The 25789-nt window shown below is 60.1% G+C and carries 22 protein-coding genes; 8 read left to right on the top strand and 14 right to left on the bottom strand.

Features of this window, described 5'->3' with window-relative positions:
* Positions 1 to 100 precede the first annotated feature (100 nt).
* Positions 101 to 802, bottom strand: coding sequence for an extensin-like domain-containing protein (locus tag AFK65_RS04745; RefSeq protein ID WP_032805243.1), 702 nt, complete (start codon positions 800 to 802; stop codon positions 101 to 103).
* A 144-nt stretch (positions 803 to 946) separates the two neighbouring features.
* Between AFK65_RS04745 and ddlA the strand changes: the two genes are divergently transcribed.
* Positions 947 to 2047: a D-alanine--D-alanine ligase gene (gene ddlA / locus AFK65_RS04740; RefSeq protein ID WP_007703419.1), complete on the top strand. Its 1101-nt coding sequence runs from the start codon at positions 947 to 949 to the stop codon at positions 2045 to 2047.
* Between the two features lie 10 nt (positions 2048 to 2057).
* On the opposite strand, the gene AFK65_RS04735 is transcribed toward ddlA, so the two are convergent.
* Positions 2058 to 2273 (bottom strand): DUF2754 family protein, encoded by a 216-nt coding sequence (locus AFK65_RS04735; protein WP_007703417.1) that lies wholly within the window; start codon positions 2271 to 2273, stop codon positions 2058 to 2060.
* Positions 2274 to 2628: 355 nt separating this feature from the next.
* Between AFK65_RS04735 and AFK65_RS04730 the strand changes: the two genes are divergently transcribed.
* On the top strand, positions 2629 to 2934 hold the full coding sequence (locus tag AFK65_RS04730) for a DUF2755 family protein (protein ID WP_007703414.1): 306 nt from the start codon (positions 2629 to 2631) through the stop codon (positions 2932 to 2934).
* Here AFK65_RS04730 and AFK65_RS04725 read toward each other — a convergent pair.
* The 3 genes from AFK65_RS04725 to AFK65_RS04715 form a co-directional block, all read right to left on the bottom strand.
* A complete protein-coding gene (locus AFK65_RS04725) occupies positions 2931 to 4037 on the bottom strand; it encodes a DUF1615 domain-containing protein (RefSeq protein ID WP_007703411.1) in 1107 nt (368 codons plus the stop codon). The genes AFK65_RS04730 and AFK65_RS04725 overlap by 4 nt on opposite strands.
* Before the next feature lie 95 nt (positions 4038 to 4132).
* On the bottom strand, positions 4133 to 5353 hold the full coding sequence (gene sbmA, locus AFK65_RS04720; RefSeq protein WP_007703409.1) for a peptide antibiotic transporter SbmA: 1221 nt from the start codon (positions 5351 to 5353) through the stop codon (positions 4133 to 4135).
* Between the two features lie 175 nt (positions 5354 to 5528).
* A complete protein-coding gene (locus tag AFK65_RS04715) occupies positions 5529 to 6062 on the bottom strand; it encodes an isochorismatase family protein (protein WP_007703406.1) in 534 nt (177 codons plus the stop codon).
* A gap of 198 nt (positions 6063 to 6260) precedes the next feature.
* Here AFK65_RS04715 and ampH point away from each other — a divergent pair, with 198 nt between their 5' ends.
* Positions 6261 to 7418: a D-alanyl-D-alanine-carboxypeptidase/endopeptidase AmpH gene (gene ampH, locus AFK65_RS04710; protein ID WP_038857868.1), complete on the top strand. Its 1158-nt coding sequence runs from the start codon at positions 6261 to 6263 to the stop codon at positions 7416 to 7418.
* Positions 7419 to 7451: 33 nt separating this feature from the next.
* On the opposite strand, the gene AFK65_RS04705 is transcribed toward ampH, so the two are convergent.
* Positions 7452 to 8078, bottom strand: coding sequence for a helix-turn-helix domain-containing protein (locus tag AFK65_RS04705; RefSeq protein ID WP_007703225.1), 627 nt, complete (start codon positions 8076 to 8078; stop codon positions 7452 to 7454).
* Between the two features lie 79 nt (positions 8079 to 8157).
* Complete coding sequence (locus AFK65_RS04700; RefSeq protein ID WP_007703223.1) at positions 8158 to 10935, bottom strand: autotransporter outer membrane beta-barrel domain-containing protein; 2778 nt, start codon at positions 10933 to 10935, stop codon at positions 8158 to 8160.
* Between the two features lie 398 nt (positions 10936 to 11333).
* Between AFK65_RS04700 and AFK65_RS04695 the strand changes: the two genes are divergently transcribed.
* The 3 genes from AFK65_RS04695 (at position 11334) to AFK65_RS04685 (ending at position 14812) form a co-directional block, all read left to right on the top strand.
* Positions 11334 to 11831, top strand: a complete 498-nt coding sequence (locus AFK65_RS04695; protein WP_007703221.1) for a CinA family protein — start codon at positions 11334 to 11336, stop codon at positions 11829 to 11831.
* Between the two features lie 147 nt (positions 11832 to 11978).
* Positions 11979 to 12956 carry a porphobilinogen synthase gene (gene hemB / locus AFK65_RS04690; RefSeq protein WP_004386863.1) on the top strand — a complete coding sequence of 326 codons (978 nt, stop codon included), beginning with the start codon at positions 11979 to 11981 and terminating at the stop codon, positions 12954 to 12956.
* Between the two features lie 137 nt (positions 12957 to 13093).
* Complete coding sequence (locus AFK65_RS04685; protein ID WP_007703218.1) at positions 13094 to 14812, top strand: lysophospholipid acyltransferase family protein; 1719 nt, start codon at positions 13094 to 13096, stop codon at positions 14810 to 14812.
* 456 nt (positions 14813 to 15268) lie between these two features.
* Here the strand turns inward: AFK65_RS04685 and asr are convergent, their stop codons facing one another.
* From asr to mmuP, 7 genes are all read right to left on the bottom strand, one after another.
* On the bottom strand, positions 15269 to 15658 hold the full coding sequence (gene asr, locus AFK65_RS20710; RefSeq protein ID WP_071602554.1) for an acid resistance repetitive basic protein Asr: 390 nt from the start codon (positions 15656 to 15658) through the stop codon (positions 15269 to 15271).
* A 156-nt stretch (positions 15659 to 15814) separates the two neighbouring features.
* A complete protein-coding gene (tauD, locus tag AFK65_RS04675) occupies positions 15815 to 16666 on the bottom strand; it encodes a taurine dioxygenase (RefSeq protein WP_038857869.1) in 852 nt (283 codons plus the stop codon).
* Positions 16663 to 17490: a taurine ABC transporter permease TauC gene (gene tauC, locus AFK65_RS04670; RefSeq protein WP_007702986.1), complete on the bottom strand. Its 828-nt coding sequence runs from the start codon at positions 17488 to 17490 to the stop codon at positions 16663 to 16665. Before tauC ends, tauD begins: the two co-directional genes overlap by 4 nt.
* Positions 17474 to 18253 (bottom strand): taurine ABC transporter ATP-binding subunit, encoded by a 780-nt coding sequence (tauB, locus tag AFK65_RS04665; protein WP_032994399.1) that lies wholly within the window; start codon positions 18251 to 18253, stop codon positions 17474 to 17476. Before tauB ends, tauC begins: the two co-directional genes overlap by 17 nt.
* A gap of 9 nt (positions 18254 to 18262) precedes the next feature.
* Complete coding sequence (gene tauA, locus AFK65_RS04660; RefSeq protein WP_038857871.1) at positions 18263 to 19240, bottom strand: taurine ABC transporter substrate-binding protein; 978 nt, start codon at positions 19238 to 19240, stop codon at positions 18263 to 18265.
* A gap of 486 nt (positions 19241 to 19726) precedes the next feature.
* The gene (mmuM, locus tag AFK65_RS04655) at positions 19727 to 20659 is read right to left on the bottom strand and encodes a homocysteine S-methyltransferase (protein WP_038857873.1); all 933 of its coding nucleotides are present in this window, start codon (positions 20657 to 20659) and stop codon (positions 19727 to 19729) included.
* Positions 20646 to 22046 (bottom strand): S-methylmethionine permease, encoded by a 1401-nt coding sequence (mmuP, locus tag AFK65_RS04650; RefSeq protein ID WP_007702703.1) that lies wholly within the window; start codon positions 22044 to 22046, stop codon positions 20646 to 20648. The genes mmuM and mmuP overlap by 14 nt, the downstream gene beginning before the upstream one ends.
* A gap of 282 nt (positions 22047 to 22328) precedes the next feature.
* Between mmuP and fdhF the strand changes: the two genes are divergently transcribed.
* Both fdhF and AFK65_RS04640 read left to right on the top strand, forming a co-directional pair.
* On the top strand, positions 22329 to 25301 hold the full coding sequence (gene fdhF / locus AFK65_RS04645) for a formate dehydrogenase subunit alpha (protein WP_038857876.1): 2973 nt from the start codon (positions 22329 to 22331) through the stop codon (positions 25299 to 25301).
* The gene (locus tag AFK65_RS04640; RefSeq protein ID WP_004386808.1) at positions 25301 to 25789 is read left to right on the top strand and encodes a DUF1641 domain-containing protein; all 489 of its coding nucleotides are present in this window, start codon (positions 25301 to 25303) and stop codon (positions 25787 to 25789) included. Before fdhF ends, AFK65_RS04640 begins: the two co-directional genes overlap by 1 nt.

Genomic DNA, 25789 nt, shown 5'->3' with positions numbered 1-25789 from the left:
CGCAAGCGTGCGGCCTGTAATATTTTGGACGCTTATTATTAATATAAAATCATTTGTGACATTTATCACACCAAAGCGCGTTCTGCGCCGACGATTATCCTTAGCGGCAAATGCCAAAGCCGCGCATCCCTAAGTGAAAATGGTTGGCGTGCGCCGCGTTGTAGTCCGGCCCCAGCGCGTTGCCGAAGTAAAGGCAGCTCTGGCCGAACAGCGCGCGCAGGGTCTCGCCGCGCGGACCGCTCTCCTTCCAGCCTTTCAGCACGCTTATCTGCTGGCCGTTGGCGAAGCGAAACGCGCTGACGTCCAGCGCATCCGCCGTCGCGTGTTCGCTTAAGCGCGCATTGGCGCGGTGATAAATATTGCGGCAGGCGTAGCTGCCGTAGTGATCGATGCGCACCAGCGGGCTGCCCATCATCGACGCGCTAATCGGCTTCGCCTGCTGCTGCACATACATGGCGCTGCTGAGCGCCAGCGGGCAGCTGGCGAGAAACGAACTGCTCAGTTTGACCTCGCCGAAGCGTAACACCCGCACGGGTGCCGCCAGCGGGCAGTCGCCTTGGGTCGGCGTCTGGACGCGGTACTGGATCATATCCCGCTTACGGGCTTCATCGAGCAGCGCCAGGCACGCCTGCGGGTTATTCGCCATCTGGCGCAGTTTGTAGCGCGTCACCACGGTCGGCGGGTCAAGCGGCGAGAGCGGCGCGAACGGGTTATACCAGGCCGGCAGATAATCATAAAGCCAGACGCCTGCGAGCGCCGTTAACGCCAGGGTTGTCACCATCGCTATCCCTTTTTTCGCCATGCCACCGCCAGAAAACCAGACACAAAATCCAAGTATAACCGCTGCGCGCCGCACCACGCCTGCGCGCGCCACGAACCACATGAATCCGCCTGCCGGGCGTGCTATGTTGTGGACTTTCGTCTGCTTTGAGGATGGGTTGTAAAAATGGCAAAACTGCGCGTGGGCATTGTGTTTGGCGGAAAATCGGCGGAGCACGAGGTGTCGCTTCAGTCGGCGAAAAATATCGTCGATGCGATTGATAAAGAAAAATTCGACGTCGTGCTGCTGGGCATTGATAAACAGGGCCAGTGGCATGTGAATGACGCCTCCCGCTATCTGCTGAACGCGGAAGATCCGGCGCGCATCGCCCTGCACCGTTCCGAAAAAAATGTCGCGCTGATCCCGGGCCTCAGCCAGCAGCAACTCATCGAATCGGACAACCGCCAGGCGCTGCCGCAGCTGGATGTGATCTTCCCGATTGTCCACGGCACGCTCGGCGAAGACGGCTCCCTGCAGGGGATGCTGCGTATGGCGAATATTCCGTTTGTCGGCTCCGGCGTGCTCGGCTCGGCGGTCAGCATGGATAAAGACGTCGCCAAACGTCTGCTGCGCGACGCCGGTCTTGCGGTCGCGCCCTTTATTACGCTTACCCGCGCCAGCCGCCAGCGCATCTCTTTTGAAGACGTGAAAGCGCAGCTCGGCCTGCCGCTGTTTGTGAAGCCCGCGAACCAGGGCTCTTCCGTCGGCGTCAGCAAAGTGAATGACGAAGCGCAGTATCACGCCGCCGTCGCGCTGGCGTTTGAGTTCGACCATAAAGTGGTGGTGGAAACCGGCATTAAAGGCCGTGAGATCGAGTGCGCGGTGCTCGGCAACGAGGAACCGCAGGCGAGCACCTGTGGGGAGATCGTGGTGAGCAGCGAGTTTTACTCCTACGACACCAAATACATCGACGATCAGGCCGCCCGCGTGGTGGTGCCTGCGGATATCGCGCCTGACGTGAATGAGAAGATCCGCGCTATCGCGGTTCGTGCGTTTCAGGCGCTGGAGTGCGCGGGGCTTGCGCGCGTTGACGTGTTCCTGACACCGGACAACGAGGTGATCATTAATGAGATCAATACGCTGCCGGGCTTTACCAATATCAGCATGTATCCGAAGCTGTGGCAGGCGAGCGGCATTGGCTACCAGGAATTGATCACCCGCCTGATTGAACTGGCGCTGGAGCGCCACCAGGCCGATGCGTCGCTGAAAAGCTCGATCACCGGCTAAGCAATAAACGTCACTCTTCCGCCGCGTTCGGTGCTTCCGGGCGACGGCGGATAATAAAACCCGCTATCCAGAAGCAGATAACCCAGGTCACCAGCCCCACCGCGTAGGTTTGCCAGCCTTTCGCCTCGAATCCCAGCAGACCAATCACGCCATTCATAATAAAAATCAGGCCGATGGCGACCGCATAATAGTGCCAGTCACGGCGAATTTTGGCAGAGAGTTGCATGGTTGCTCCGAAAGCGTCAAAAAAAACATCTTCGCATATCCCGTCACGCCTGTCTGTGGCCCGCGTCGCGCGGTGTGACGCGCGTTACGGTTACGCTTAAAGAGGTTTAAAAGCGCCAGTAAAATCACCTCAGCGCAGCGGTAATGGAAGGGTTTGGGCAAGAAAAGTCTGAATGTTAAGCAATTATTAACGCAGTTACAGAAATGTGAGAATCGACATAATTTTGACATTCAGGAGTAATCTGCCCGCCAAATTACCACGAATCCGATATTGACAAATAAAATCTCCTGCCAAACTTCCCCCTGTAGCACCCTGGCGTTACGCCAGTACGAAGGTAGAATCCCCGGAGGTCTGTATGGCTGAGATATCGTTACCCAAACCCATAATCGCCGGGAAACCAGGAAGATCCACCGCGCTCGGCAATCTCGCCTACGCGCTGTTTGTACTGTTCTCTTTCTGGGTTGGCGCGCAACTCCTGAATGTCGTGGTGCATGCGCCAGGCGTTCTGGATAATCTGATGCAAATGCAGGAAAGCGGCCGTCCGCAAATTAAAATGGGGCTGGCTGTCGGCACCATCTTTGCGCTGGTGCCGTTTCTCGCAGGCTGCGTCTTTGCGATGGTCATGGCGTTTTTCTTCCGCCTGCGACGTCGTCGCTTTTAACCTTTATTCATACAGCGTGCCCGACGGTCGTCCACACGCTTCGCAAACCACGCCGTGGTGAGCTTACGCGTGATCTTCGGGCTTTCCAGTTGAATGCCTGGCAGTAACTCGCGCGGCAATGTCCGGCCCGCGCGCTTATCCGCCAGCGCAAAGACCTTTTTGTATAGCGCGCTGTCGCTGAAATCCTCGCTATCCCCTTTCGCCAGCGCCCGGTGGATCTCGCTCTCGCTCATATCCAGCCTGTCGGCCAGCTTACGCACCGCGTTTTCCGTAGCGCCCGGCTCGTTGCTGTCGTAACGAATCAAATCGCCATCGAGCGCCAGCTTCACGCCGCTCGCTTTACTGACGGCATTCTGAAACGCCGCGTTGCGGCTCGCATACCAGCCCGCGTTGAAATCCGCGAAGCGATAGAGCGGGCGTGAATAATCGACCGGATAGTTCAGCAGGTGGTAGATGCCAAACCACAACCCGCCGCGACGCGTAAAGACCTCCTGGCGCAGCGTGCCGTCGATGTCATACGGATAGCCGCGCGCGTGCTGTTCGGCGAACGCGATGCTGACCTGCATCGGCCCGCCGGTGTGTACCGGGTTTAAGTTGCCGAATAGCGTCTGTCCAAGCGGCACCATGCCGATGAAATCATCGAAAATCGCGCTTAGCTCGCGCTCGGATTTCACGTTGTCGAGCCGTTCGCTGTAGCTTTTGCCGTTGGGCGATTTGATAAGCAGCGCGGTGCGCACCACAAAGGCGGGAATGTGCAGTTTGCCGGCGCGGCGCTCAATCTCCTTCCAGGCTATCTTGCCAAGCCCCGGCACCTGCGGGTCGGACTGGTAATTGGACTCCTGCTCCGCCACCGCCAGCACCGAACAGATGTTCTCTTCGGTCGCCGGGATCTTTTGCGTCTCAAACGCGCGGGCGATATCGCGCGCCCAGCCGTCACGGTCTTTCACGCTCGCCGGCATTTTTTGCTTCACCACGGCGCGCACGTCGAGCGGCTTCGCGCCCTTTTCGGTGGTGGTGGTCTGGCTGGTACAGCCCGCGAGCGTGAGCAGCGCGGCAAGCGTCAGAAGACGAAAACGGGTCGGCAAGGCAAACGTGGCGGCCATGATAATCCTGTCTGGCTGGGTTCAGGGCGTTTACCCTGCCACGTTTTTGCCGCCGCGAAAAGCGGATCGCTCCGAAGACGCAGCGGCAAACGCCCTTACAGCGCTTCCTGCGCTTCAGGTTCGGGGTCGGGTTTATCATTCAGCGTGCGCTCAAAGCTGCGCAGACGTTTGTAGATAGACATCAGCTCCACAAGCGTCGTCCAGGAGTTGATCAGATACTGGAACGCGCCGCGCACTTCGCCAAACACGTTGCCTATCTGCGACATCAGCCCCAGCGTGATCGTCCCTGCCGCAATCGACGGAAACATCAAAAACAGGCCGAAAATCGCATCCACCTGCAGATAGAGAATGCGGGCGATGTTGAAATAGGTGTAGTGGAAATAGAGGCGGAAATAGTTGTAGCGCACGTTGCTGAACAGCGCCTGCACCGTGTGCGGATCGGCGCGCGTCGGATCGTCTTCGCCATACACCAGCTCTTTACGATAGGCCGCCTCAACGCGCTGGTTGCGAAACTCCAGGCCCGGCAGCTTGATCCCGACCAGCGCCAGCAACCCGGTGCCCACCAGCGCCCAGACGATCGCGGCGATCACAAGCCCATAAGGCACCTCGCCCACCACCGGCAGTGCTTTTACATGTGGCGAGAGCGCGACCAGCACGGGCAGAAAAGCAATCAGCGTCATGACGGCTTTCAGCAGCGACACGCCCATATCCTCAAGCGTGGAAGCGAAACGCATGGTGTCCTCCTGCACACGCTGCGCGGCGCCTTCGATATGGCGCAGCCGCTGCCAGTGTTCCATGTAGTATTCGTTCATGGCGGTACGCCAGCGGAAAATGTAGTGGCTGATAAAGAAGTTATTCAGCACGCCCACCGTGACGTAGATAAGCGCAATCCCCAGAAACACCATAAGACCGCTGTAGAGCTGGCCGATTTTAACTTTATTGGGCGCGCCCAGCGCGGTCTGGATCAGATCAAAGAACGGCGCGTACCAGGCGTTGATGGCGACGCTCAGCTCCACCATAAACCAGGTGACAAAGATCAGCAGCGCCGATCCCAGCACCGACCAGCGCTGCCAGCGGTGCGGGCAGTAGATACGCCAGAAGGCGGCGAACAGCCCCACGCAAAGCGCGTAATAGGCATAGAAAAGAATAAAGTTGCCCGACCAGAAACGGGCCGCGCTGATGGGCAACTCGCCCGCCACGCCAAACCGTTCGGCAAGCCAGCCGCCGCCCATCTGCCAGACGACGACGGCAATCATCGCCCAGATCAGCGCCGAAAGAAAAAAGGCGCCGGGACGAGGAAAAAAGGATTTAAACATCAATCGCTCCTGCAAATATTTTTGTTTTTGCTGTTGCTGTATGGCCAGTGCCCTGCGCGTGCGGCAGGGGGTGTTGAGTGTAACGCCGCAGACGACGACGGCGCCGCCCGGAATGTTTCCGAACGTGTAAGACGCGCCGGTTATCTGCGACGTGTTGAGACAAAACCCGCGCCGTTTAGTTCGCCTGCCAGGCGTCCAGAATCGCGTCCGTATTCATCACGCGCAGCGGGTTGCCGGGCACCGTCAGGGTACTCCACACGTCGTTGTAATGCTCGATAAGCACAGGGGCGGTGGCCGCGCGGCGATCGGCGGTGGTGTGGGCGTCGCCTGCGACCGTCACCTGAAACCCGCGGCTCGCCGCCTGTTTAATGGTGGTGTCCACGCAGTAGTCGCTGGCGCAGCCGCACACCACAAACGCGCTGATATTGTGCTCGCGCAGCAGCGCCTCAAGCGGCGTGCGGTAAAAGGCGTCGCAGGCGGTTTTGGTCACGCGCAACGCGTTCTGCGGCACGTTGAGCTCCGGCAGAAACGCAAACTCCGGCGAGTCCTCTTCCAGCCCGCCCGGCTCCGTATGCTGAATAATGATGACCTGCTCCGCATCCGCCATCAGCTGATTGATGCGGGCGACGCGCCCTTCTCGATCAAAACGCGGCGTGGCGAAAACGCCGTTCTGCATATCGATAACCATCACAACCCGTGGTACTGCCATCACGCACTCCTTTTCAGGGAAAGCAGGAGATTATCACAGGCGATACGCGAAGCACCGCCGGAAAAATTTTGCGCAAAAAAACGAGCTGTTACGCATCGTTACGTTTTTTCGGACGCTGGCGCGCTTTTCGGGCCTTTGCAGATCCGCGCGCAGTAGTATAAATACCCTCTATTCCCGCTCACTGAATGGATTGCTTCGTTGAAACGTTGTCTGCTCTCCTGCGCACTGCTGATAAGCGCAGCCTTTTCTGCGGCCCAGGCCGCGCCAGCCTCGCCCGACCCGGTCTTCGCGTCCGATATCGTCGACCGTTACGCCAACCATATTTTTTACGGCAGCGGCGCCACCGGCATGGCGATTGTCGTGATTGACGGCAACCAGCGCGTGTTCCGAAGCTTCGGCGAAACGCGCCCCGGCAATAACGTGCGACCGCAGCTCGATTCGGTTATCCGCATCGCCTCGCTCACCAAACTGATGACCAGCGAAATGCTGGTGAAACTGCTCGATCAGGGCGTAGTGAAGCTTGACGATCCGCTGAGCCGCTACGCGCCGCCCGGCGCGCGCGTGCCGACGTATCAGGGCGAGCCTATAAGGCTTGTGAACCTCGCCACGCACACCAGCGCCCTGCCCCGCGAGCAGCCCGGCGGCGCGGCGAAACGCCCGGTGTTTGTCTGGCCGACGCGCCAGCAGCGCTGGGAGTGGCTTTCCACCGCGACATTAAAAGCGGCGCCTGGCGCCACGGCGTCCTATTCCAACCTCGCGTTCGACCTTCTGGCCGATGCGCTGGCGAACGCCGCGGGCAAGCCTTATACCCAGCTGTTTGAAGAGCAGATCACCCGCCCGCTCGGCATGAAAGACACCACCTTTACGCCGTCGCCGGATCAGTGCAAGCGCCTGATGATCGCGGAAAAAGGCGCGAGCCCGTGCAACAACACGCTGGCGGCCATCGGCAGCGGCGGCGTCTACTCCACGCCGGACGACATGATGCGCTGGATGCAGCAGTTCCTGGCGTCCGATTTCCATCGCCGCAGCGCGCAGGCGGACCGGATGCAGACGCTGATCTATCAGCGCACGCAGCTGACCCGCGTCGTCGGCATGGACGTGCCGGGTAAAGCGGACGCGCTGGGGCTGGGCTGGGTCTATATGGCGCCGAAAGACGGACGCCCCGGCATTATTCAGAAAACCGGCGGCGGCGGCGGCTTTATCACCTATATGGCGATGATCCCGCAGAGCAATATCGGCGCTTTCGTGGTAGTTACCCGCTCGCCGCTGACGCGCTTTACCAACATGAGCGACGGGATAAACGATCTGGTGACGGAACTGAGCGGCAACACGCCGCGCCAGACGCCCGCCCTGTAAAGCAAAACGGCGCCCCCGCGGCGCCGTAGTCTTTCAGTAATTAAGCGGCAGTTTATTCACCGCCACCAGCTTGCCCTTCTGCATTTCAATGTATTTGCCCTTGCGCAGCTCCGCGAGTATCTCAGCGATGACCGAACGGGAAATGTGGGTATGGTTCTGAATGTGGTGAATAACGCCCACCTGCGCGCGCACTTCCGGGCTCCAGGCCGCCATCGTTAACAGCGTGGAACGGATCTGCGAATAGGTAGTGGTGCCGATGAACTGCGCGTCGCGCCACTCAAACCAGCGCATCAGCCAGGTCTGCCAGTGGCAGAAGGCTTTCCACAGCTGGCGGTGTTCGATAATATTGATAGCCCGCCGCACCGGCATACGAAAACCGCGACACGGCGTTTCCGTCACCAGCGTATAGCGCAGCGGCTCCGGGATCATTGCGTCGGAAAAGCTTAAATAGAGCGGCGAGGTCATTAAATCGACGTGAATGTGGTTCTCTTCACGCCAGACATTGAGGCTCCCTTCCTTAAAAAACCAGCACTGCTGCTCGCCCTGCTCGTTGATAAACGAGAGTTCGCAATGGGCGTCAATATCAAAAGGCGTACCTGCCGGGCCGAGATGACGCTGAAGGGCGTCGAGATGATGTAGGGGTTTGACCAGCTCTAACACGCGAGATATCCATTTCAGGTGTGTTGGGGGAACCGCCTGTCCGCGCGGGACAGACGGCTTTTGACGCTAACTGACGAGATTACCAGGTGTATTTGACGCCAACATTGGCGGCCCAGTCCTGATCCACATCGCCGCCGCCCAGGTAGTTCGCATCGGCATAGGCGCTGAAGTTTTTGGTGAAGCTGAACTTACCGCCAAGCCCTGCGCGCACCGCGGAGCCTTCCACGCCGTTATCGATATTGTCGCCGTTCACGTCGGCGTCATTACCGTTCGCGTCGTCATAGACGTAAGCCAGCTTCGCGTATGGCGTGAAGGCCTGGTCGTTGCCGTAACTGAACGTGTAGCCGAGATCCGCGCCCAGTTCATAACGCAGGCTGTCATAAGACTGGCTGTTGACGCGCATGTCGTTGCTCAGTTGATAGCCGTCGCCATCCTGGAACAGACCGGAAACGCCGGCATACGGGGTCAGATAACCCTGCGTATTGAACTGCCAGTCATAGCCCAGCTTCAGGCCAAAGCCCCAGGCGTCGGAGGATGCGTCACCGGAGACCGCCTGGCCGTTGCTCATTACCGCGCTCAGGTCATTGCTGTAATGGCTGTAGCTCAGGCTGGTATCCACAAAGACGTTATTGGCGAACTGCGCGGAAGAATACAGACGCGCGGACTGGCTGTCCTGATCGACGCTGCCGGTACGATCGTCCATATCGCCTTTCGCAAAGCCTGCGGCCGCGCCGATCATCCACTTCGCGTGGTTGCCTTCCACCTGCTTATCGATACCGACCATCAGGCCGTTGACATCCTGGTCATAGCTCAGCTCGCCGGTATCGCCATTGAAGTTGCCGCCGAAGTAGGTCACCCACGCGCCGCCGGGATCCGCCGGCGTATGGCGCCCCTGCGCGAGACGCGAACTCAGCACATCCTGCTCCAGATTCCAGATATTGGTATTCGCGGATGGAATGCTCAGCGCCATATTGGCGTAGTCGGTCAGCTCGCGCTGTTTCAGCACCACGGTATCGCCCTGCTGCTGCGCCTCGTAGGTGTACGCGCCCAGATCCGCTGTGTTGGCGGCGGTAAAGCGCGCCGAAGTGGCGTCGTTATCGTCATACACGCGCAGCACTTCGTTGCCTTTATAATCAGCAATCGAGCCCGCGCCGGTGGCGTTATCGATACGCACCCGGTAATTACCCGCCACATCGCCGTTCACCGCCAGATGGCCATCTGAATTCAGCGCAATCACGCCTTCGTCATAATCCGGCTGATTCGGATCGTTGGTGACATAACGCGCGTTATTCAGGGAAGCGTCCAGTACGTAGTCGCGGCTCGCCACATTCAGCACGCCATCGTCGGTCAGCACGACATTATCGGCATCCACCTGGCCTGTGCCGAGGTTGAGCTGCGCGCCGTTATCGATGGTCAGCGTATTGGCGTACAGCGCAGCGGTCTCTTCCGTGAGCGTCGCCTGGCTGCCGCTGTCCAGCGTCAGTGAATCCGTCGCCACCGCGCCGTCGTCGCCAATATTCAGCGTCGAAGCATTGGTCAGCGTGATGGAATCCGCCAGAAGCGATGAGCTTTCGACATTCACCTGCGAATAATTATCGACCGCCAGCGCGTCGATGTTCGACACTTTACGGGTATCCCACTCGGAGCCGTTTTGCAGCGTCACGTTGAAAATACCGCTCTGGTAGACTTCATTGCCCGTCACATGGCCGGCTTCGTTAAACGCGGTATCGCTGTTTTCGATGCCAAATGTGGAGCCAGGCCAGAGGCTGTTCGGCTGATAGTCATACAGCTCGGCGGTCGCTTCGACGTCAGAAATCGCCGCCCCCACCCATTTGCTGCCGTTGGTGAGCGTCACGTCCAGGCGGTCGGTATTATCCCAGCCGTTAGAATCCAGCGTGCCGTCGCCGTTCACGTCATAAGCGTCAACATGCGTGGTCACCGGGTTGCCGTTTTCATCCAGCGTGGTGCGATCATAACCGCCAAAGTTTTCGTCGAAGGTGCTTTCGAAATAGATGTCGCCGTTAATCGTTGACCGATCGAAAGAGGCCGTCGTCTGCATGGCGTTATCGGCAGCAGGATTGGCGATCACGGCGAGCGCGATATCGTCAGCGGTCATCGCGTTGTCGTAATCGCTGGCTTTACCGGTGTGGCCATAAAAACCGTCGGTGCCTTCGTCCGTCCATGAGCCGGAACTCAGCACAGAGTCAGTCACCACAACGCTGTTATTAAAAATCTCGCCGCTATTTGCGCCAGTGGGAGACGTCACATCCTGATTATCTTCCCATTCATATCCCTGCGTCAGCGTAATACCCGCGACATGGGAATTATTCTGAATAACCAGGTCGGTTTCCTGATCCAGCGTAATAGCCGTGCCGAGATTATAAATATCCTGAGACGCCGTCGTTTTATCATCGGCGTTATAATAAGTGTAGTGTTCGAAGTCATCGTCGATGGTGGAGTTATCGACGGTTAACGCGAGACGGTTATAGAGGTAATCTCCGGTGCGGTTATCGCAGTTGTCCGTCATGCACTGAGAGGTGATCATCCCGTGAATAGTGCTGTCTTTAATGGTCAGCGCGTTGCGGTTGGCATTATTGCTGGTGCCGTCATCAAGATACCAGGTGGAAATAACACCCTCGACATGCGCGCCGGAAATTTGCGGGTAAATATTGCCGTTATAATAATCAGCGCCATAATCGTAACCGACATAGCCCTGATACATAATGCCGCCGTCATAATAAAACGTGTCGTAGCTTTTGCCTGAAATATCCGTGGCAGCGGAGGCCTGAGAAGCGATAGCCATCGTGCAGGCCACGGCTAATTGTGAGACTACAAGTTTCTTTTTCCAGGAGTGCATTTATCATCCCTCCTCAGGGACGTCACAAAGTTGGTCCATCAAATGGTTTGCCGTAATACAAGCGTGATGTATTAACGACAAAATTATGCACGCTGAAAAATTAAAGGTTCAATTCTTCTTTACTAATTGTACGAATTCAAACTCCGTTATTATTTAGGAATAAAACCGGCTTCACGCTTACTGCCCCTTTATGCCTTGCCAGGCTAAAAACCCGCCGCTTTTATTATCGTAAAATAATTGATAATTTAAATATCCGCATCTGGAATATTGAGTCTAAAGATAAGATAGCTATCAGTGATAAAAAGCATTCGCCGCTGCGCTCCCAGCGTTCTTTACATTGCCGGCCTGATACTCATCTATAATATGAATATCTTAATGGCATGGAGAACGTGAATCGAATGAACGAAAAACTTCAGCACGCCGCAAAACAGGCCGGTATCTGGCTTAACCAGCACAAGCTACGCCTGGCGACCGCGGAATCCTGCACCGGCGGGCTTGTGACCTACTCCCTGTGCGCCACCGAAGATACCACCGCGTTTTATTCGAGCGGTTTTATCACTTACACCAATGAAGCCAAGCAGCGCATGCTGGGCGTAAAAGAAGAGACGCTGCGCCTCTATACCGCCGTGAGCGAACAGACGGTGCATGAAATGGCGGCAGGCGCCCGCGAACGCTCGGGGGAAGATGTCAGCCTCGCGGTCAGCGGTTACGCCGGGCCATCCGGCGGCGAAGACGGCACGCCGCCTGGCACTGTCTGGTTTGGCTGGGGCATGCCAGGCGAGGAAACCGTGGCGGAAAAACGTCATTTTAACGGCGATCCGAAAACCGTTATCGATCAGGCGGCGGTCTTTGCGCTGGAGCGCCTGATTGAGCTGCTCCAGGAGCGCGTTGCCTGACGCGCGCCTCACGGCCTGCCCGCGCGAATTCCCCGGCAGGCCTTATGCGTTGCGGGTGCGCGTGATTTAGCGCCCACAATCGTCAAACATCCCTTCCTGTTTCGGGTTAAAATAAAGCCTGTCCCATTTCTCTGATAAGAAGCAACTATGGCCGATTTTTCATTGAGTTCCCGCCCGCGCCGCCTGCGTCAGAACGCCTCGCTGCGCGCCATGTTTGAAGAAACCTCATTAAGCCGCAACGATCTGGTGCTGCCGATTTTCGTTGAGGAAGAGCTGGACGACTACAAACCGATCGCCGCCATGCCAGGCGTGATGCGTATCCCGGAAAGATACCTCGCCCGTGAAATCGAACGTATTGCGAAAGCGGGCATCCGCTCCGTGATGACCTTCGGTATTTCCCACCACACCGACGAGTGCGGCAGCGACACCTGGAACGAAAACGGCCTGGTGGCGCGCATGTCGCGTATCGCCAAAGACGCCGTGCCGGAAATGGTCGTGATGTCTGACACCTGCTTTTGCGAATACACCAGCCACGGCCACTGCGGCGTGCTGTGCGAACACGGCGTGGATAACGACGCGACGCTGGTAAACCTGGGTCGTCAGGCTGTGGTTGCCGCCGCCGCGGGCGCGGACTTTATCGCGCCCTCCGCAGCGATGGACGGCCAGGTGAAAGCCATTCGCCAGGCGCTCGACGCCGCGGGCTTCACGGACACCGCGATTTTCTCTTACTCCACCAAATTCGCGTCATCGTTCTACGGCCCGTTCCGCGAAGCGGCGGGCACCGCGCTGAAAGGCGACCGCAAAACCTATCAGATGAGCCCGATGAACCGCCGCGAGGCGATCCGCGAATCGCTGCTGGATGAAGCCGAAGGCGCGGACGCGCTGATGGTCAAACCGGCGGGCGCTTATCTCGACATCCTGCGCGACGTGCGCGAGCGCACCAGCCTGCCGCTCGGCGCCTACCAGGTGAGCGGCGAATACGCGATGATCAAATTCGCCGCCCAGGCGGGCGCTATTGATGAAGAGAAAGTGATCCTGGAAAGCCTCGGCGCCATCAAGCGCGCGGGCGCGGATCTTATCTTCAGCTACTTCGCGCTCGACCTGGCCGAGAAAAACATTCTCTGACCTGTCGCGGCGGGCGCTCTGTCCGCCGCGTTTTCTCCTCCTCAACACGCTGTGACCATTCCTTCACGCCCCTGACATGCGTCCGTCATCTTCCGGGTCTATCACTATTCGCAGACGGTTCCCGAGGAGACACAACCGTGTTCAGCATCGATAACGTTCTTGACGATCTCTACCCGCAGAAAACCCCCGCCCCGTGGCTGAAAAAAACGCTCAAACGCCTGCTGTATGAACAAGAGTTTCAGGAATTCGCCGCCCGCCATCGCCACCTCAAAGGGCTGGATATGGTCGAGCAGGTGCTGGAGCATCTGGATATTCGCTGCGATCTGCCGGCCCGCGCGCTTGAGCAGATCCCGGATAACGGGCCGCTGGTTGTCGTCGCCAACCACCCGACCGGCACCGCCGACGGACTGGCGCTGCTCTACGCCATCTCCCGCGTGCGGCGCGACGTGCGCGTGGTGGCGAACCGGATGCTGAGCCATCTGGAGCCGCTGTCGTCGCTCTTTATCGCCGTGGATAACATCGGCAACCGCACCCGCAAAACCGCCATTAAAGAGATGGAGACGCATCTTGAACGCGGCGGCGCGCTGATTTTCTTTCCATCCGGCGAAGTATCGCGCCCTGGCCTCGACGGCATCCAGGACGGCGTCTGGAACGCCGGTTTTGCGAAGCTCGCGAGCCGCTACCGCGCGCCGGTGCTGCCGGTGCATATCGCCGGGCGCAACAGTCTGGCGTTCTATGGCGCGGCGCTGGTCGCCCCGCCGCTCGCCATGCTGATGCTTATTCGCGAGATGTTTCGCAAGCGCGGCACGACGCTGCCGGTCAATATCGGCGAGCGTATTCCGTGGAGCGCCTGGCACGACGCAAACGCGCACCCGCGCGATACGGCGGCGCGTTTTCGCCAGCATGTATCACGGCTTGGCAAAGGACAGCCGGGCTGCTTTAAAACCGAATGCGCCATCGCGCGGCCGGAAGACCGGGCCGTGCTGCGCCGGGCGCTGGCCCTGGCGGAGAGGCTTGGCGAGACGCCGGACGGCAAAACCATTTATCTGTGGCGGCGCAACGGTATGGAAGAAGCGCCGGTGCTGCGCGAGCTGGGGCGGCTGCGTGAAATCGCCTTTCGCGCCGTGGGCGAAGGCAGCGGCAAGCGGCGCGACACCGACGCCTATGACGACGACTACTGGCACCTGGTGCTCTGGGACGACGCGGCGCTGGAGATTGTCGGGGCGTACCGGTTTATCCCGACCGCGCAACAGGTGGCGCAGCGCGGCCCGCAGGGGCTTTACAGCTATAGCCTGTTTCATTACGACGAGCGAATGGAAGCGATCTTAAGCCAGGGGATTGAGCTTGGCCGCAGCTTTATTCAGCCGCAGTACTGGGGACGCCGCGGGCTCGATTATTTGTGGTCGGGCATCGGCGCGTATCTGGCGCGCTATCCGCAATACCGTTATCTCTTCGGCCCGGTGTCTATCTCCGGCGGCCTGCCGCCTGCCGCGCGGGATCTGCTGGTCGCGTTTTACCGGCTCTGGTTCCCGGCGCAGCACCCGCTCGCCGCCTCGCGTCGCCCTTACCCGGTGTCGCTGCCGGAGGCGCTGGCGCAGTTTGGCGGCGAAAATTATCAGGAAGATTTAACGCGGCTGAAGTCGCTGCTGGGGAATCTGGGCTGCGGTATTCCGCCGCTTTACAAGCAATATTCAGAGCTGTGCGAGCCGGGCGGCGTGCAGTTTATCGATTTCGGCAGCGATCCGGCGTTTAACGATTGTGTGGACGGGCTGGTGCTGGTGGATTTAACGCGTCTTAAAGCGTCACGTCGGGAGCGGTATATCGGCGCGACTGCGCCCGCGGTTGAATCGCCGTAATCGGTGTTGTTGGCGGGTGCGCTTCGCTTACCCGCCCTACAAAAAACACTATTTTCATCGTAGGGTGGGTAAGCGAAGCGCACCCACCGTTTTTTCCGCGCGGGCGTTAATCGGTTGGTAAAGTGGATGGTTTTGCTCCGGCTAAAAAAAATCGGCCCCTCAGGGCCGATTTCCGCCGGGAGCCGGGATTGCAAAGGGGGCGGCGGCGAGCCCCCTTTGCACGTTCGCGTGAGCAAAGCGCCCATATGAAGGCGACTTTATGGCGAACGGAACCTATTCACCGCTCTGGTATATATTCTCTCATACCGACGCTCTTTCTGAACGAGATCGAGAAACCCCGAACGGCGGGTGCGCTCCGCTTACCCGCCCTACAAACAACACCATTCAGCCTACACGCCACCCATAAAAAAACACCCGGCAAGCCGGGTGTTTTAATTACTGGGGGAATCGTAAAACTTATGCAGCAGGCTGGGCAGCCGGTTTAGCAGCGTCATGTTTCACTGCTTTTTTGTGGTGCTTTTTAGCAGCCTGAGCTTTCTGCTCTACAGCCGGTTTCTGAGCGGCAGCTTTTTTGTGGTGCTTTTTGGCAGCCTGAGCTTTCTGTTCAGCAGCCGGTTTCTGCTCAGCGGCTTTCTTGTGGTGCTTTTTCGCAGCCTGAGCTTTCTGCTCTACGGCTTTTTTATGCGATTTTTTGTGATGCGTTTTAGCCGCAGGCGCTTTAGCCGGTGCAGCAGTAGTGGTAGTGGTTGCAGCAGCCGGAGCCGGTGCAGCGGTGTTATCAGCCGCGAACGCAGCAGCAGACAGACCCATAGTGGCGGCAACAACCAGCGCTAATACTTTTTTCATCTCTATACCCTCGAATTGGCTTTTAGTTACCCCGCGTCGGGGCTCTGGAAATCACTATAGAGAACCCGTGCCGCCGCTTCAGTGAGTGATTGGTATCGGCGTGTAACCGAATGTACAAGCGCTGCGCAAAAGAAAGGGCGCCGCAGCGCCCTCTGTTTAACCGGCCCGGTAAAAGGGCTTATCGCCAAGGATGGTCGCGCGGTGCATCACGCGCCGGGCGGGGAGGTAATCGGCGTTGGCGTAGTGCTGCGTCACGCGGTTATCCCACAGCGCCACGTCGTTTTCCTGCCAGCGCCAGCGCACCTGGAACTCCGGCTTTGTAATATGCGCGAAAAGAAAATTCAGCAGCGCGTCGCTCTCTTTGGGCGACACATCGACAATGCGCGTCGTAAACCCTTCGTTCACAAACAGCGCCTGCTTGCCGCTCACCGGATGCGTGCGCACCACCGGATGCAGCAGCGGCGGGTTTTTCTCCACCGCCGTGAGCCAGCGCTGATGCTCTTCCTCCGTTTTCGTGTGCTTCCACTCCGGGAACGACTTACGGAAATCGTGCTCGGCGCGCAGGCCGCTTAACAGTTGCTGAATTGGCGCGGAGAGCGCCTCAAACGCCGCGATGCCGCTCGTCCAGAGCGTATCGCCGCCGGTGGGCGGCAGCGCTTTCGCCGCCAGGATCGCGCCCGCGGGCGGCGTGTCGATAAAGGTCACGTCGGTGTGCCAGTTATCGTTATCCGGCGGGTTATCGTTATGCGTATCCAGCACGATAATCTCCTCAACGCCTTGCGCATGCGGGTAGACCGGGTGGATATGCAGATCGCCAAAGCGCATCGCCAGCGCCCGCTGCTGCTGCGGGGTAATCGGCTGGTCGCGCACGAACAGCACCTGATGGCGGATGAGCGCGTGATACAGCTGCTCGAACTGGCTGTCGCTCAGCGGTCGCGCCAGGTTGATATCGGAGACCAGGGCGCCGATATACGGCCCCAGCGGCGTGATGGTTATGCGTTCGCTCATTGCGTTTCTCCATGCCAGGGCGTCAGACGGCGCGTCAGCGCGCGCAGCCCCAGTTCTAAAATAAAAGCCACCAGGGCTATTACCGCGATGCCCGCCAGCACGACGTCTGTCGCCAGAAACTCACCGGCGGACTGCACCATAAACCCAAGCCCGCGCGTGGCGGCGATAAGCTCGGCGGCGACCAGCGTCGACCAGCCGACCCCAAGCCCGATGCGCAGGCCGGTTAAAATCTCCGGCAGCGCGCCGGGCAGAATCACATGCCACAGCAGTTGCCAGCGGCTCGCGCCTAAGGATTGCGCGGCGCGGATACGCACCTGCTGCGCGCTCTTCACGCCCGCCAGCGCCGACATCGCCACCGGCGCGAAAATCGCCAGATAGATCAGCAGCACTTTGGCGGTCTCGCCGATACCGAACCAGATAACCATCAGCGGCAGATAGGCGAGCGGCGGAATGGGCCGGTAAAGCTCAATCAACGGATCGAGAATGGCGCGCAGCGTCGGGTTAAGCCCCATGGCGATGCCCACCGGAATGCCGATAAGCGCCGCAGCCAGCAGCGCGGTCAGCATCCGGCCCAGGCTCGCGCCAAGATGCGCCCAGAGCGTGGCGTCCATAAAGCCCTGCGGCCCGGCGATGGTGATGAGCTGGCGCAGCACCTGCTGCGGCGAGGGCAGAAACAGCGGGCTCACCAGTTGCAGCGCGGTCACCGCCCACCAGAGCGCCAGCAGCGCGCCGAGCGTGGCGAGGCTTATCGTCACCGGGCGTACGGCCACACGGCGGCGGCGTACCGGCGCACGCGCCGCGTTATCGTTAATCAGTACGCTCATGGACGCTCTCCCGTAATTCAAAGACCCGGCTCAGAACATATTCGCGACGGGCGATAAATGCCGGATCGGATTTAATGGCGCGCGCCGGTTCGCCCGCGACAAACCGCCTCGCAAAATCAAGGCTCAGCCGCTCCTGCACGCGCCCTGGCCCTGGCGATAACAGCACGAGATCGGTCGCCATAAAGACGGCCTCTTCGATGTCATGGGTGATCAGCAGGACTTTTTTGCCGCTTGTCGCCCACAGGCGCAGCAGCAGCGTCTGCATCTGCTCGCGGGTAAAGGCGTCCAGCGCGCCGAAGGGCTCATCCAGCAGCAGCAGTTGCGGGTCGGCCGCCAGCGCGCGGGCGATGCCGACGCGCTGGCGCTGCCCGCCGGAAAGCTGCCAGATAAACCGGTTTTCCGCGCCCTCAAGCCCCACTTTCGCGAGCATCTGCCGCGCCAGCGCGCGGCGTTCTTCACGACCGACGCCCTGCAACTGCAACCCGAACGCGACGTTATCGAGCACGCTGCGCCACGGCAGCAGCCCCTCATGCTGAAACACCACGCCGCGATCGGCGCCCGGTCCGGTGACGGCGCGGCCGTCGAGCGTAATGCTGCCCGTTTCCACCGGTAAAAACCCGGCGATAAGATTCAGCAGCGTGGTTTTGCCGCAGCCGGACGGGCCGAGCACCACCAGCAGCTCGCCGTCATTGAGCGTCAGGCTGATATCGGCAAGCGCGGGCTTGCCGTCGAAACTGGCGTGAAGGTGAGAGACCTGTAGCATCGCGCCCCCTTACGGCTGAGCCAGCGGCTTCACAAAGCGGTCGGTGACGAACGCGCGGTAATCCTGGCCGGCCTGCGCCACTTTGCCCTGCGCTTTCAAAAACGCGGCGGTGTCGACAATCGCCTGATTCACCGGACCGTTAAGCTGTTCGACCTGCTGGCTGGCGGGAAGATAGGTATTGCCCTTCACCAGCCCCGGCACATCGGCCTGCGGCACGCCGCTTAAGCGCGCGAGCTTCTCCAGATGCTCCGGCTGCGTAAGCCAGCCGTCAGGGTTGTCGAGATAACCGCGCTGGGCCGCCAGCGCGCTGCGGGCAAAGGCGGTGACCACTTCCGGGTGTTTTTCGGCGAAGTCTTTACGCACCACCCAGACATCCAGCGTCGGCGAACCCCATTTCCCCACTTCCGAGGAGTCGGTCAGCACCGTGCCCTCTTTTTCCAGCGCGTTAACGGCCGGCGCCCAGACATAAGCGCCGTCGATATCGCCCCGCTGCCAGGCGGCGATGATCGCAGGCGGCTGAAGGTTAACGATGCTCAGTTGATCCGGGCGGATACCCCAGTGTTTCAGCGCCGCCAGCAGGCTGTAGTGGGTGGTGGAGATAAACGGCACCGCGATGCGCTTGCCGATGAGATCCTGCGGCGTGCGAATCGATTTTTTCACCACCAGCGCCTCGGAGTTACCAAGCTGCGACGCGAGCAGAAACACTTCGATGGGGACATTCTGGCTTGCCGCGACGGCGAGCGGGCTGGAGCCGATATTGCCTATCTGCACGTCGCCCGAGGCGAGCGCGCGCACCACGCTGGCGCCGCTGTCGAATTTACGCCAGTCCACCGTGGCGCCGCTCTCTTTGGCGAAGGTGTTATCCGCCTGCGCCACTTTGGCGGGCTCGGCGGAAGTCTGATACGCGACGGTGACGTCCACCGCCTGCGCCTGAAATGCCCACAGCGCCAGCGCGCCGATGAGCGTAATACGCGATGTGATTGCCATATTGTCTGCCCCTGTAGTCTCTTGTTATAGAGGCAGTATTTCCGGCGCGGGACGTCAGATAAAGGAATAAAAAAGCATCGTTAATGCCGAATCGTTTTTAGAAAAAATCCGGCAATGGATAGTTAATTTTGTGCGTTATAGGGGATGGCGGGTGCGCTGCGCTTACCCGCCCTACAGCGCAGAAACGCCAGGGGAAAGGGGGTTGCTCCGGCTAAAAAAAATCGGCCCTAAGGGCCGATTTCCGCCGGGAGCCGGGATTGCAAAGGGGGCGGCGGCGAGCCCCCTTTGCACGTTCGCATGGGAGAAAAACACAGAGGGAAATGACGTTATGGCGAACGGAACGATTTCACCGGCCTGTCATATGCGCCCTGCTCCCTTCACCTGCCCCCTCTTCCCAACAGGCGGGTGCGCTTCGCTTACCCGCCCTGCATGCTACATGGTGCGTATTTTGTAGGCCGGGTAAGCGAAGCGCACCCGGCATTTCCCTTAACGCTGCGCGCGCAGCGCCGCGATATCCGCAGGCGTGGTGCGGCAACAACCGCCAATCAGCGCCGCGCCCGCCGCGCGCCACTCGTCCAGATAATGCGCCAGCGTCTGGCAGGCGTGCCCGTCGTGACACCAGGTTTTGCTCACCGCGTCATACTGCTCGCCGGAGTTCGGGTAAACCACCAGCGGCAGCCGGGTCGCGTCATGCAGCTGCGTCAGCGCGGCGGTGGTTTTCTCCAGCGCCACGCAGTTAATGCCGAGCGCCGCAATCTGCGGATACGGCGCGAGCGCGGCCGCCACATCACCAAGCGGCGTGCCGTCGCTGATGTGGTCGCTGTCGCGAAGCGTAAAGGTAAACCACGCGCGCGCCTGCGGGTAGCTTTCCAGCAGCGCCGCGAGCGCCAGCGCTTCCGGCAGCGACGGCAGCGTTTCGCAGGCCAGCAGATCCACGCCCGCCTCAAGGAGCGCCTCCACGCGCGGACGATGGAAATCCGCAAACTCAGCCGCGGAGAGCGCATAGTCGCCGCGGTATTCCGAGCCGTCCGCCAGATACGCGCCATACGGCCCGACGGAGCCCGCCACCAGCAGCGGCCCGGCATCCGGCTGTTCGTGGTAATAATCGTCACGCGCCTGACGCGCCAGCTCAACGCTTCGCGCAATTAGCGCCCGCGACTGCGCCTCATCCAGGCCGCGCGCGGCAAAACCGGCAGGTGTCGCCTGGTAGCTGGCGGTAATGGCGCACTGCGCCCCGGCGCGGAAGTAATCGAGATGCACCGCGTAAATCAGCTCCGGCTGCTCCATCAGGACTTTCGCCGACCATAAGCTGTCGGCGAGATTGCAGCCGCGCGCTTCCAGTTCGGTCGCGAGCGCGCCGTCCAGCACCACGAACGGCTGCTGGCTTAAGAGCGGGGTTAACGGGTTATTCAGCGACATGGCGAGGCTCCTCGGTGCGGCGCGTGCGGAAAAATTGCGTCAGATAATACGCGCCGTAGCAGAACGCCACAAACGGCAACCCGCACCAGAGCGCGATGCGCTGGCCCGGATCGAACGCCAGCCCGACGCAGGCGATAAGACAGAGTACGAAGCCCAGCGCCGGCGTCAGCGGATACCAGGGCGCGCGGTAATGTAATTCATCGAGCGCCCGGCCCTCGGCCAGATGACGGCGGCGGAACATAAAATGCGCGGCGCAGATGCTGAGCCACACCGCCACCACCGCGAAACCGGAAATCGCCGAGAGCGCCACAAAAACCGTATCCGGCGCCACGATGCTGGAGAACAGCGCCAGCACGCCGCCCAGCATACTCACCGACAGCGCCGTCAGCGGCACGCCGCGACGCGTGAGGCGCGAAAAACCGCGCGGCAGCGTGCGCTCATTGGCGAGCGACCAGAGCATCCGCCCCGAGGCGTACAGGCCCGAGTTGGCCGCTGATAAAATCGCGGTGAGGATCACGAAGTTAATGATATCGGCGGCGTAAGGAATGCCGATTTTCTCAAACACCAGCACGAACGGGCTTTTCACCACGCCCGCCTGATCCATCGGGATCAGCGCCGCCAGCACCAGCACGGTGCCGAGGAAGAAAATCACCAGCCGCACGATGGTCGTGCGAATCGCGACCGGCACGGCCTGCTGCGGGTTTTCAGTCTCACCGGCCGCAATGCCGATAAGCTCGGTGCCGGAAAACGCGAAGTTCACCGCCACCATCGTCATCAGGATCGGCAGCGTCCCGGCAGGGAACCAGCCCGCGGCGGTCAGGTTGTGGAACAGCGGCGCGGGCGAGCCGTCTTTCATCGGCAGAATGCCGAACATCGCCGCCCCGCCCAGCACGATAAACGCCACGATGGTGATCACTTTAATAAGTGAAAACCAGAATTCGCCTTCGGCGAAAAGCCGCGTGGAGAAAACATTCAGCCCGAAAATCACCACGCAGAAGACCAGACACCAGATCCACACCGGCACCTGCGGAAACCAGTACTGCATACAGAACCCGGCGGCGGTGAAGCTTGAGCCGAGCGCCACGGTCCAGGTGAGCCAGTAGAGCCAGGCGACGGTATAGCCGGTCGCTGGCCCTAAATAGCGCGCCGCGTAAACGTGAAACGCGCCGGTCTCCGGCATGGCGACAGCCAGCTCGCCGAGGCACTGCATCACCAGCCAGACCACCAGCGCGCCGATAAGATACGCCAGCAGCGTGCCCGCCGCCCCGGTCGTGGAAATAATATAGCCGGTATTAAAAAACAGCCCGGTGCCGATAACGCCCCCCAGCGAGAGCATGACCAGATGACGGGCCTTCATGGTGCGTTGTAGCTGCTGCGATTCCTGCATAAACCCTTCTATACGTTCAGACGTCTAAACATCCATAACTGAACGTTATACCGGGAAGTGGTGCGAAATGCAAAAGCCGTCACGCGCTCAGCCACTTACCCGCAACTGCCCGCGTCTGATTATTCACCGCATACATACTTCGCAACACCCTTCGCTGGCGAAGCCAGGGGTCGGTTACTACCTTTAAGTCACTATAACGAGAGCGCCTCCCCGCGGAGAAGCCGCTCTTCTTCGCTGCGGCACACGTTCGCGGCACTGGCAAGGCACGTTTGAGGAAGCACTATGCAAGAGTCGCTCTGTACCCTGTTTTATGACGGGAGGCCGCTGACTGGCCCGGCGAATATCCCGCTTATCGATTTTCTGACGGCCTGCGATGTCAAGCTCCCGCACGTCTGTTACCACCCCGCGCTTGAGCCGATGCAAACCTGCGATGTCTGCTGGGTGGAGTATCAGGGCGAGCTGGTGCGCGGCTGTACGCTGAAAAGCGCGCAGGGCATGGAAATTGCCAGCCGCACGCCCGACGCGCAGGCGGCGCAACACGAAGGCATGGACAGGCTGCTCGCCAAACATGAACTTTACTGTACCGTCTGCGAACACAATACCGGCGACTGCACCCTGCATAATGCCGTGGCGGATATGCATATTCCGATTCAGCGCTACGAATACCAGCGCAAACCCTACGTTAAAGATCACTCCAACCCGTTTTACACCTACGATCCCGACCAGTGCATTCTGTGCGGGCGCTGCGTGGAGGCGTGCCAGAACGTCGAGGTCAACGAGACGCTGAGCATCGATTACACCATGGCCCACCCGCGTGTGCTGTGGGACGGCGGCGAGACTATCGCCGGCTCCAGCTGCGTGAGCTGTGGGCATTGCGTCACCGTCTGTCCCTGCAACGCCCTGCTTGAGAAAACCATGCAGCCGGACGCCGGGCCGTTTACCAGCATGAAGCAGACGCTCAAGCGCCCGATGATAGATCTGGTGAAAGCCATCGAAAACACCACGGGTGCTGAGATCATTACCGGGATTTCGGTGATGGACATGCACTGGCGGCAGCCGGAAATCAAACGTACCAAAACGGTCTGCACCTACTGCGGCGTCGGGTGCAGCTTCGAAATCTGGACGCGCGACCGCCACGTACTGAAAGTGCAGCCTGTCGCCGACGCGCCTGCCAACGGCATCTCCACCTGCGTGAAGGGCAAATTCGCCTGGGATTTCCTCAACGATAAAGCACGCCTCACCACACCGCTTATCCGCGAGAACGACCGCTTCCGCGAGGCGAGCTGGGACGAGGCGCTGGCGCTGGTGGCGCGCCGCCTGCTGGCGATCCGCGATCAGTCCGGGCCGCAGGCTATCGGTTTTATCGGCTCCAGTAAGGGCAGCAACGAAGAAGCCTACCTGACGCAGAAAATCGCGCGCCTCATTATTGGCACGAACAGCGTCGATAACTCATCGCGCTACTGCCAGAACCCGGCCACCAAAGGGCTGTTCCGCACCGTCGGTTACGGCGGCGACGCGGGCACCATTGAGGATCTGCATAAGGCGTCGCTGATTGTGATTGTCGGCAGCAACACCGCCGAGAACCATCCGGTGATCGCCGCGCGCATGAAAGCCGCGAAAAAACATCACGGGCAGCAACTGCTGGTAGTCGACCCGCGCCGTCACGAAATGGCCGACCGCGCCGACCGTTACCTGCGCATTCGCCCCGGCACCGATATAGTCTGGGCCTCGGCGATGGCGCGCTATATGTTTGACCACGGCTACGCCGACGAGGCGTTTCTCGCCGCGCACGTCAACCAGGTGGACGAATACCGCCAGTCGCTCGCGCCGTTCACGCTGGAGTTCGCCGCCGACATAACCGGGCTTACCGTGGATGAGCTGACCGCCGCCGCCGAGCTTATCGGCAACGCGCCGTCCGTCTGCATCGTCTGGGCGATGGGCGTCACCCAGCACAGCCACGGCGCGGACACCAGCACCGCGCTCTCCAACCTGCTACTGGTCACGGGCAACTACGGTCGCCCCGGCACAGGTGGCTACCCGATGCGCGGGCATAATAACGTGCAGGGCGCGAGCGATTTCGGCTGCCTGAAAAACTACTACCCCGGCTATGAATCGGTGAGCGATGAAACCGTGCGCGCCAAATGGGCGAAAGCCTGGGGCGTGGCACCGGAAAAACTGTCGCTGGAGGCAGGCTCAGATAACTTCGAGATGGTAGAGCACGCGCGCACGAAACAGGTTCGCGCCATGTATGTCATCGGCGAAGAGACGGCATTTTCCGACGCCGACAGCACTAACGTGCACGAGGGCTTTACCGATCTTGATTTCCTGGTGGTGCAGGATCTCTTTTTAAGCCGCACCGCGCAGTTCGCCGATGTGGTGCTGCCCGCCTGCCCGAGCATTGAAAAAGACGGCACCTTTGTGAATACCGAGCGGCGCATTCAGCGCTTCTATGAAGCTATGCCGCCGCTCGGTGACAGCCGCCCGGACTGGCGCATTCTGACAGAGCTTGCCGCGCGCATGGGTCACGACTGGGGCTACACGCACCCGTCACAAATCATGGCGGAGGCAGCGAGTATCGCCACGCTATTCGCGGGCGTCAGCTATGAGCGTCTTGAAGGCTGGAACTCCCAGCTCTGGCCGGTGAAGCCTGACGGCGAAAGCACGCCGCTGCTCTACACCAACGGGTTTAATTTCCCGGATGGCCGCGCCGTGCTCTATCCGCTGAAGTGGCAACCGCCCGCCGAAGCGCCGGATGACGAATACGATCTGGCGCTCAATAACGGGCGCATGCTGGAGCATTTCCAGTCGACCAACCAGAGCGGACGCGGCGGGCGCACAATGTCGCTGTCGCCCGACTGGTTTGTAGAGATTAGCCCGCAGCTTGCCGCTGAGCGTGGGCTTTTAGAGGGCGACTGGGTGAAACTCACCTCGCGACGCAGCTCGCTGGAGGTGCCGGTGGTCATCACCGATCGCGTGGCGGGCCAATCGCTTTTTATCTCTATTCATCAGGGCAAACCGGGCATTAACGCGCTCACCGGCGAGCACCACGACCCCGACGTCAACACGCCGGCGTATAAGGAGCTCGCGGTAAAACTGGAGAAACTCTCCCGCGCGCCGCACCCGTCGCCGCTGCCGCGGCATAACTTCCGCTATGGTGCCCGCACGCCGATGGCGGGCGTGCCGGTCGAAGAGAAATGGCAGCGTGACGATTACCGCCTGCCGCCCGAACAGGAACCTCACCCGGAGAAATTTTAATGGCCAAAGCGATTGACTATCAGCCCGAGCCGCCACGCATCGGCCCGACGGCAGACGAAGAGCTGCAACGCCTGCTCCAGACGCTGCATGAACATGGTGTACTGCGCCTGACCAACGATCTGGTGGCGTCCAACAACGAGTGGATCAAGGTCATCATCGACGGCCTGAGCCGCAAAGGTTCGCTGAACGTTATCCAGAATATCTCTGTGCTGCTGATGGCGCTCTCCACCATTCCGCCGGAGCGGATGTATAAACTCGCCTTCGGCGTGCGCGATTTCGCCGCGGAACTGAGCCGCGAAGAAGCGCGCCCTGAAAGCGAACAGGCCGACGCGCCGGGCGCGCGCGGGGCATGGAAAATGCTGCATGACGATGAGCTGTGGCGCTCGCTGACGCCGCTGCTGAACGGTCTGAAAGCGTTCTCCCGCCGTATGGAAGAGGAGGTGGACAAACCCATCTCATCCTTTACCGGCAAGCCGAGCGACGCCTGA

The sequence above is a fragment of the Cronobacter universalis NCTC 9529 genome (assembly GCF_001277175.1).
Taxonomy (GTDB): domain Bacteria; phylum Pseudomonadota; class Gammaproteobacteria; order Enterobacterales; family Enterobacteriaceae; genus Cronobacter; species Cronobacter universalis.
Note: the sequence above shows the minus strand (reverse complement) of the source record. Positions and strands in the feature narration are given on the sequence as shown.

What these genes read in the sequence shown, in the direction of transcription:
- AFK65_RS04745 (WP_032805243.1), bottom strand. Translation starts at nt 802, where the DNA reads ATGGCGAAAAAAGGGATAGCGATGGTGACAACCCTGGCGTTAACGGCG.
- ddlA (WP_007703419.1), top strand. Translation starts at nt 947, where the DNA reads ATGGCAAAACTGCGCGTGGGCATTGTGTTTGGCGGAAAATCGGCGGAG.
- AFK65_RS04735 (WP_007703417.1), bottom strand. Translation starts at nt 2,273, where the DNA reads ATGCAACTCTCTGCCAAAATTCGCCGTGACTGGCACTATTATGCGGTC.
- AFK65_RS04730 (WP_007703414.1), top strand. Translation starts at nt 2,629, where the DNA reads ATGGCTGAGATATCGTTACCCAAACCCATAATCGCCGGGAAACCAGGA.
- AFK65_RS04725 (WP_007703411.1), bottom strand. Translation starts at nt 4,037, where the DNA reads ATGGCCGCCACGTTTGCCTTGCCGACCCGTTTTCGTCTTCTGACGCTT.
- sbmA (WP_007703409.1), bottom strand. Translation starts at nt 5,353, where the DNA reads ATGTTTAAATCCTTTTTTCCTCGTCCCGGCGCCTTTTTTCTTTCGGCG.
- AFK65_RS04715 (WP_007703406.1), bottom strand. Translation starts at nt 6,062, where the DNA reads ATGGCAGTACCACGGGTTGTGATGGTTATCGATATGCAGAACGGCGTT.
- AFK65_RS04700 (WP_007703223.1), bottom strand. Translation starts at nt 10,935, where the DNA reads ATGCACTCCTGGAAAAAGAAACTTGTAGTCTCACAATTAGCCGTGGCC.
- AFK65_RS04695 (WP_007703221.1), top strand. Translation starts at nt 11,334, where the DNA reads ATGAACGAAAAACTTCAGCACGCCGCAAAACAGGCCGGTATCTGGCTT.
- hemB (WP_004386863.1), top strand. Translation starts at nt 11,979, where the DNA reads ATGGCCGATTTTTCATTGAGTTCCCGCCCGCGCCGCCTGCGTCAGAAC.
- asr (WP_071602554.1), bottom strand. Translation starts at nt 15,658, where the DNA reads ATGAAAAAAGTATTAGCGCTGGTTGTTGCCGCCACTATGGGTCTGTCT.
- tauD (WP_038857869.1), bottom strand. Translation starts at nt 16,666, where the DNA reads ATGAGCGAACGCATAACCATCACGCCGCTGGGGCCGTATATCGGCGCC.
- tauC (WP_007702986.1), bottom strand. Translation starts at nt 17,490, where the DNA reads ATGAGCGTACTGATTAACGATAACGCGGCGCGTGCGCCGGTACGCCGC.
- tauB (WP_032994399.1), bottom strand. Translation starts at nt 18,253, where the DNA reads ATGCTACAGGTCTCTCACCTTCACGCCAGTTTCGACGGCAAGCCCGCG.
- tauA (WP_038857871.1), bottom strand. Translation starts at nt 19,240, where the DNA reads ATGGCAATCACATCGCGTATTACGCTCATCGGCGCGCTGGCGCTGTGG.
- mmuM (WP_038857873.1), bottom strand. Translation starts at nt 20,659, where the DNA reads ATGTCGCTGAATAACCCGTTAACCCCGCTCTTAAGCCAGCAGCCGTTC.
- mmuP (WP_007702703.1), bottom strand. Translation starts at nt 22,046, where the DNA reads ATGCAGGAATCGCAGCAGCTACAACGCACCATGAAGGCCCGTCATCTG.
- fdhF (WP_038857876.1), top strand. Translation starts at nt 22,329, where the DNA reads ATGCAAGAGTCGCTCTGTACCCTGTTTTATGACGGGAGGCCGCTGACT.
- AFK65_RS04640 (WP_004386808.1), top strand. Translation starts at nt 25,301, where the DNA reads ATGGCCAAAGCGATTGACTATCAGCCCGAGCCGCCACGCATCGGCCCG.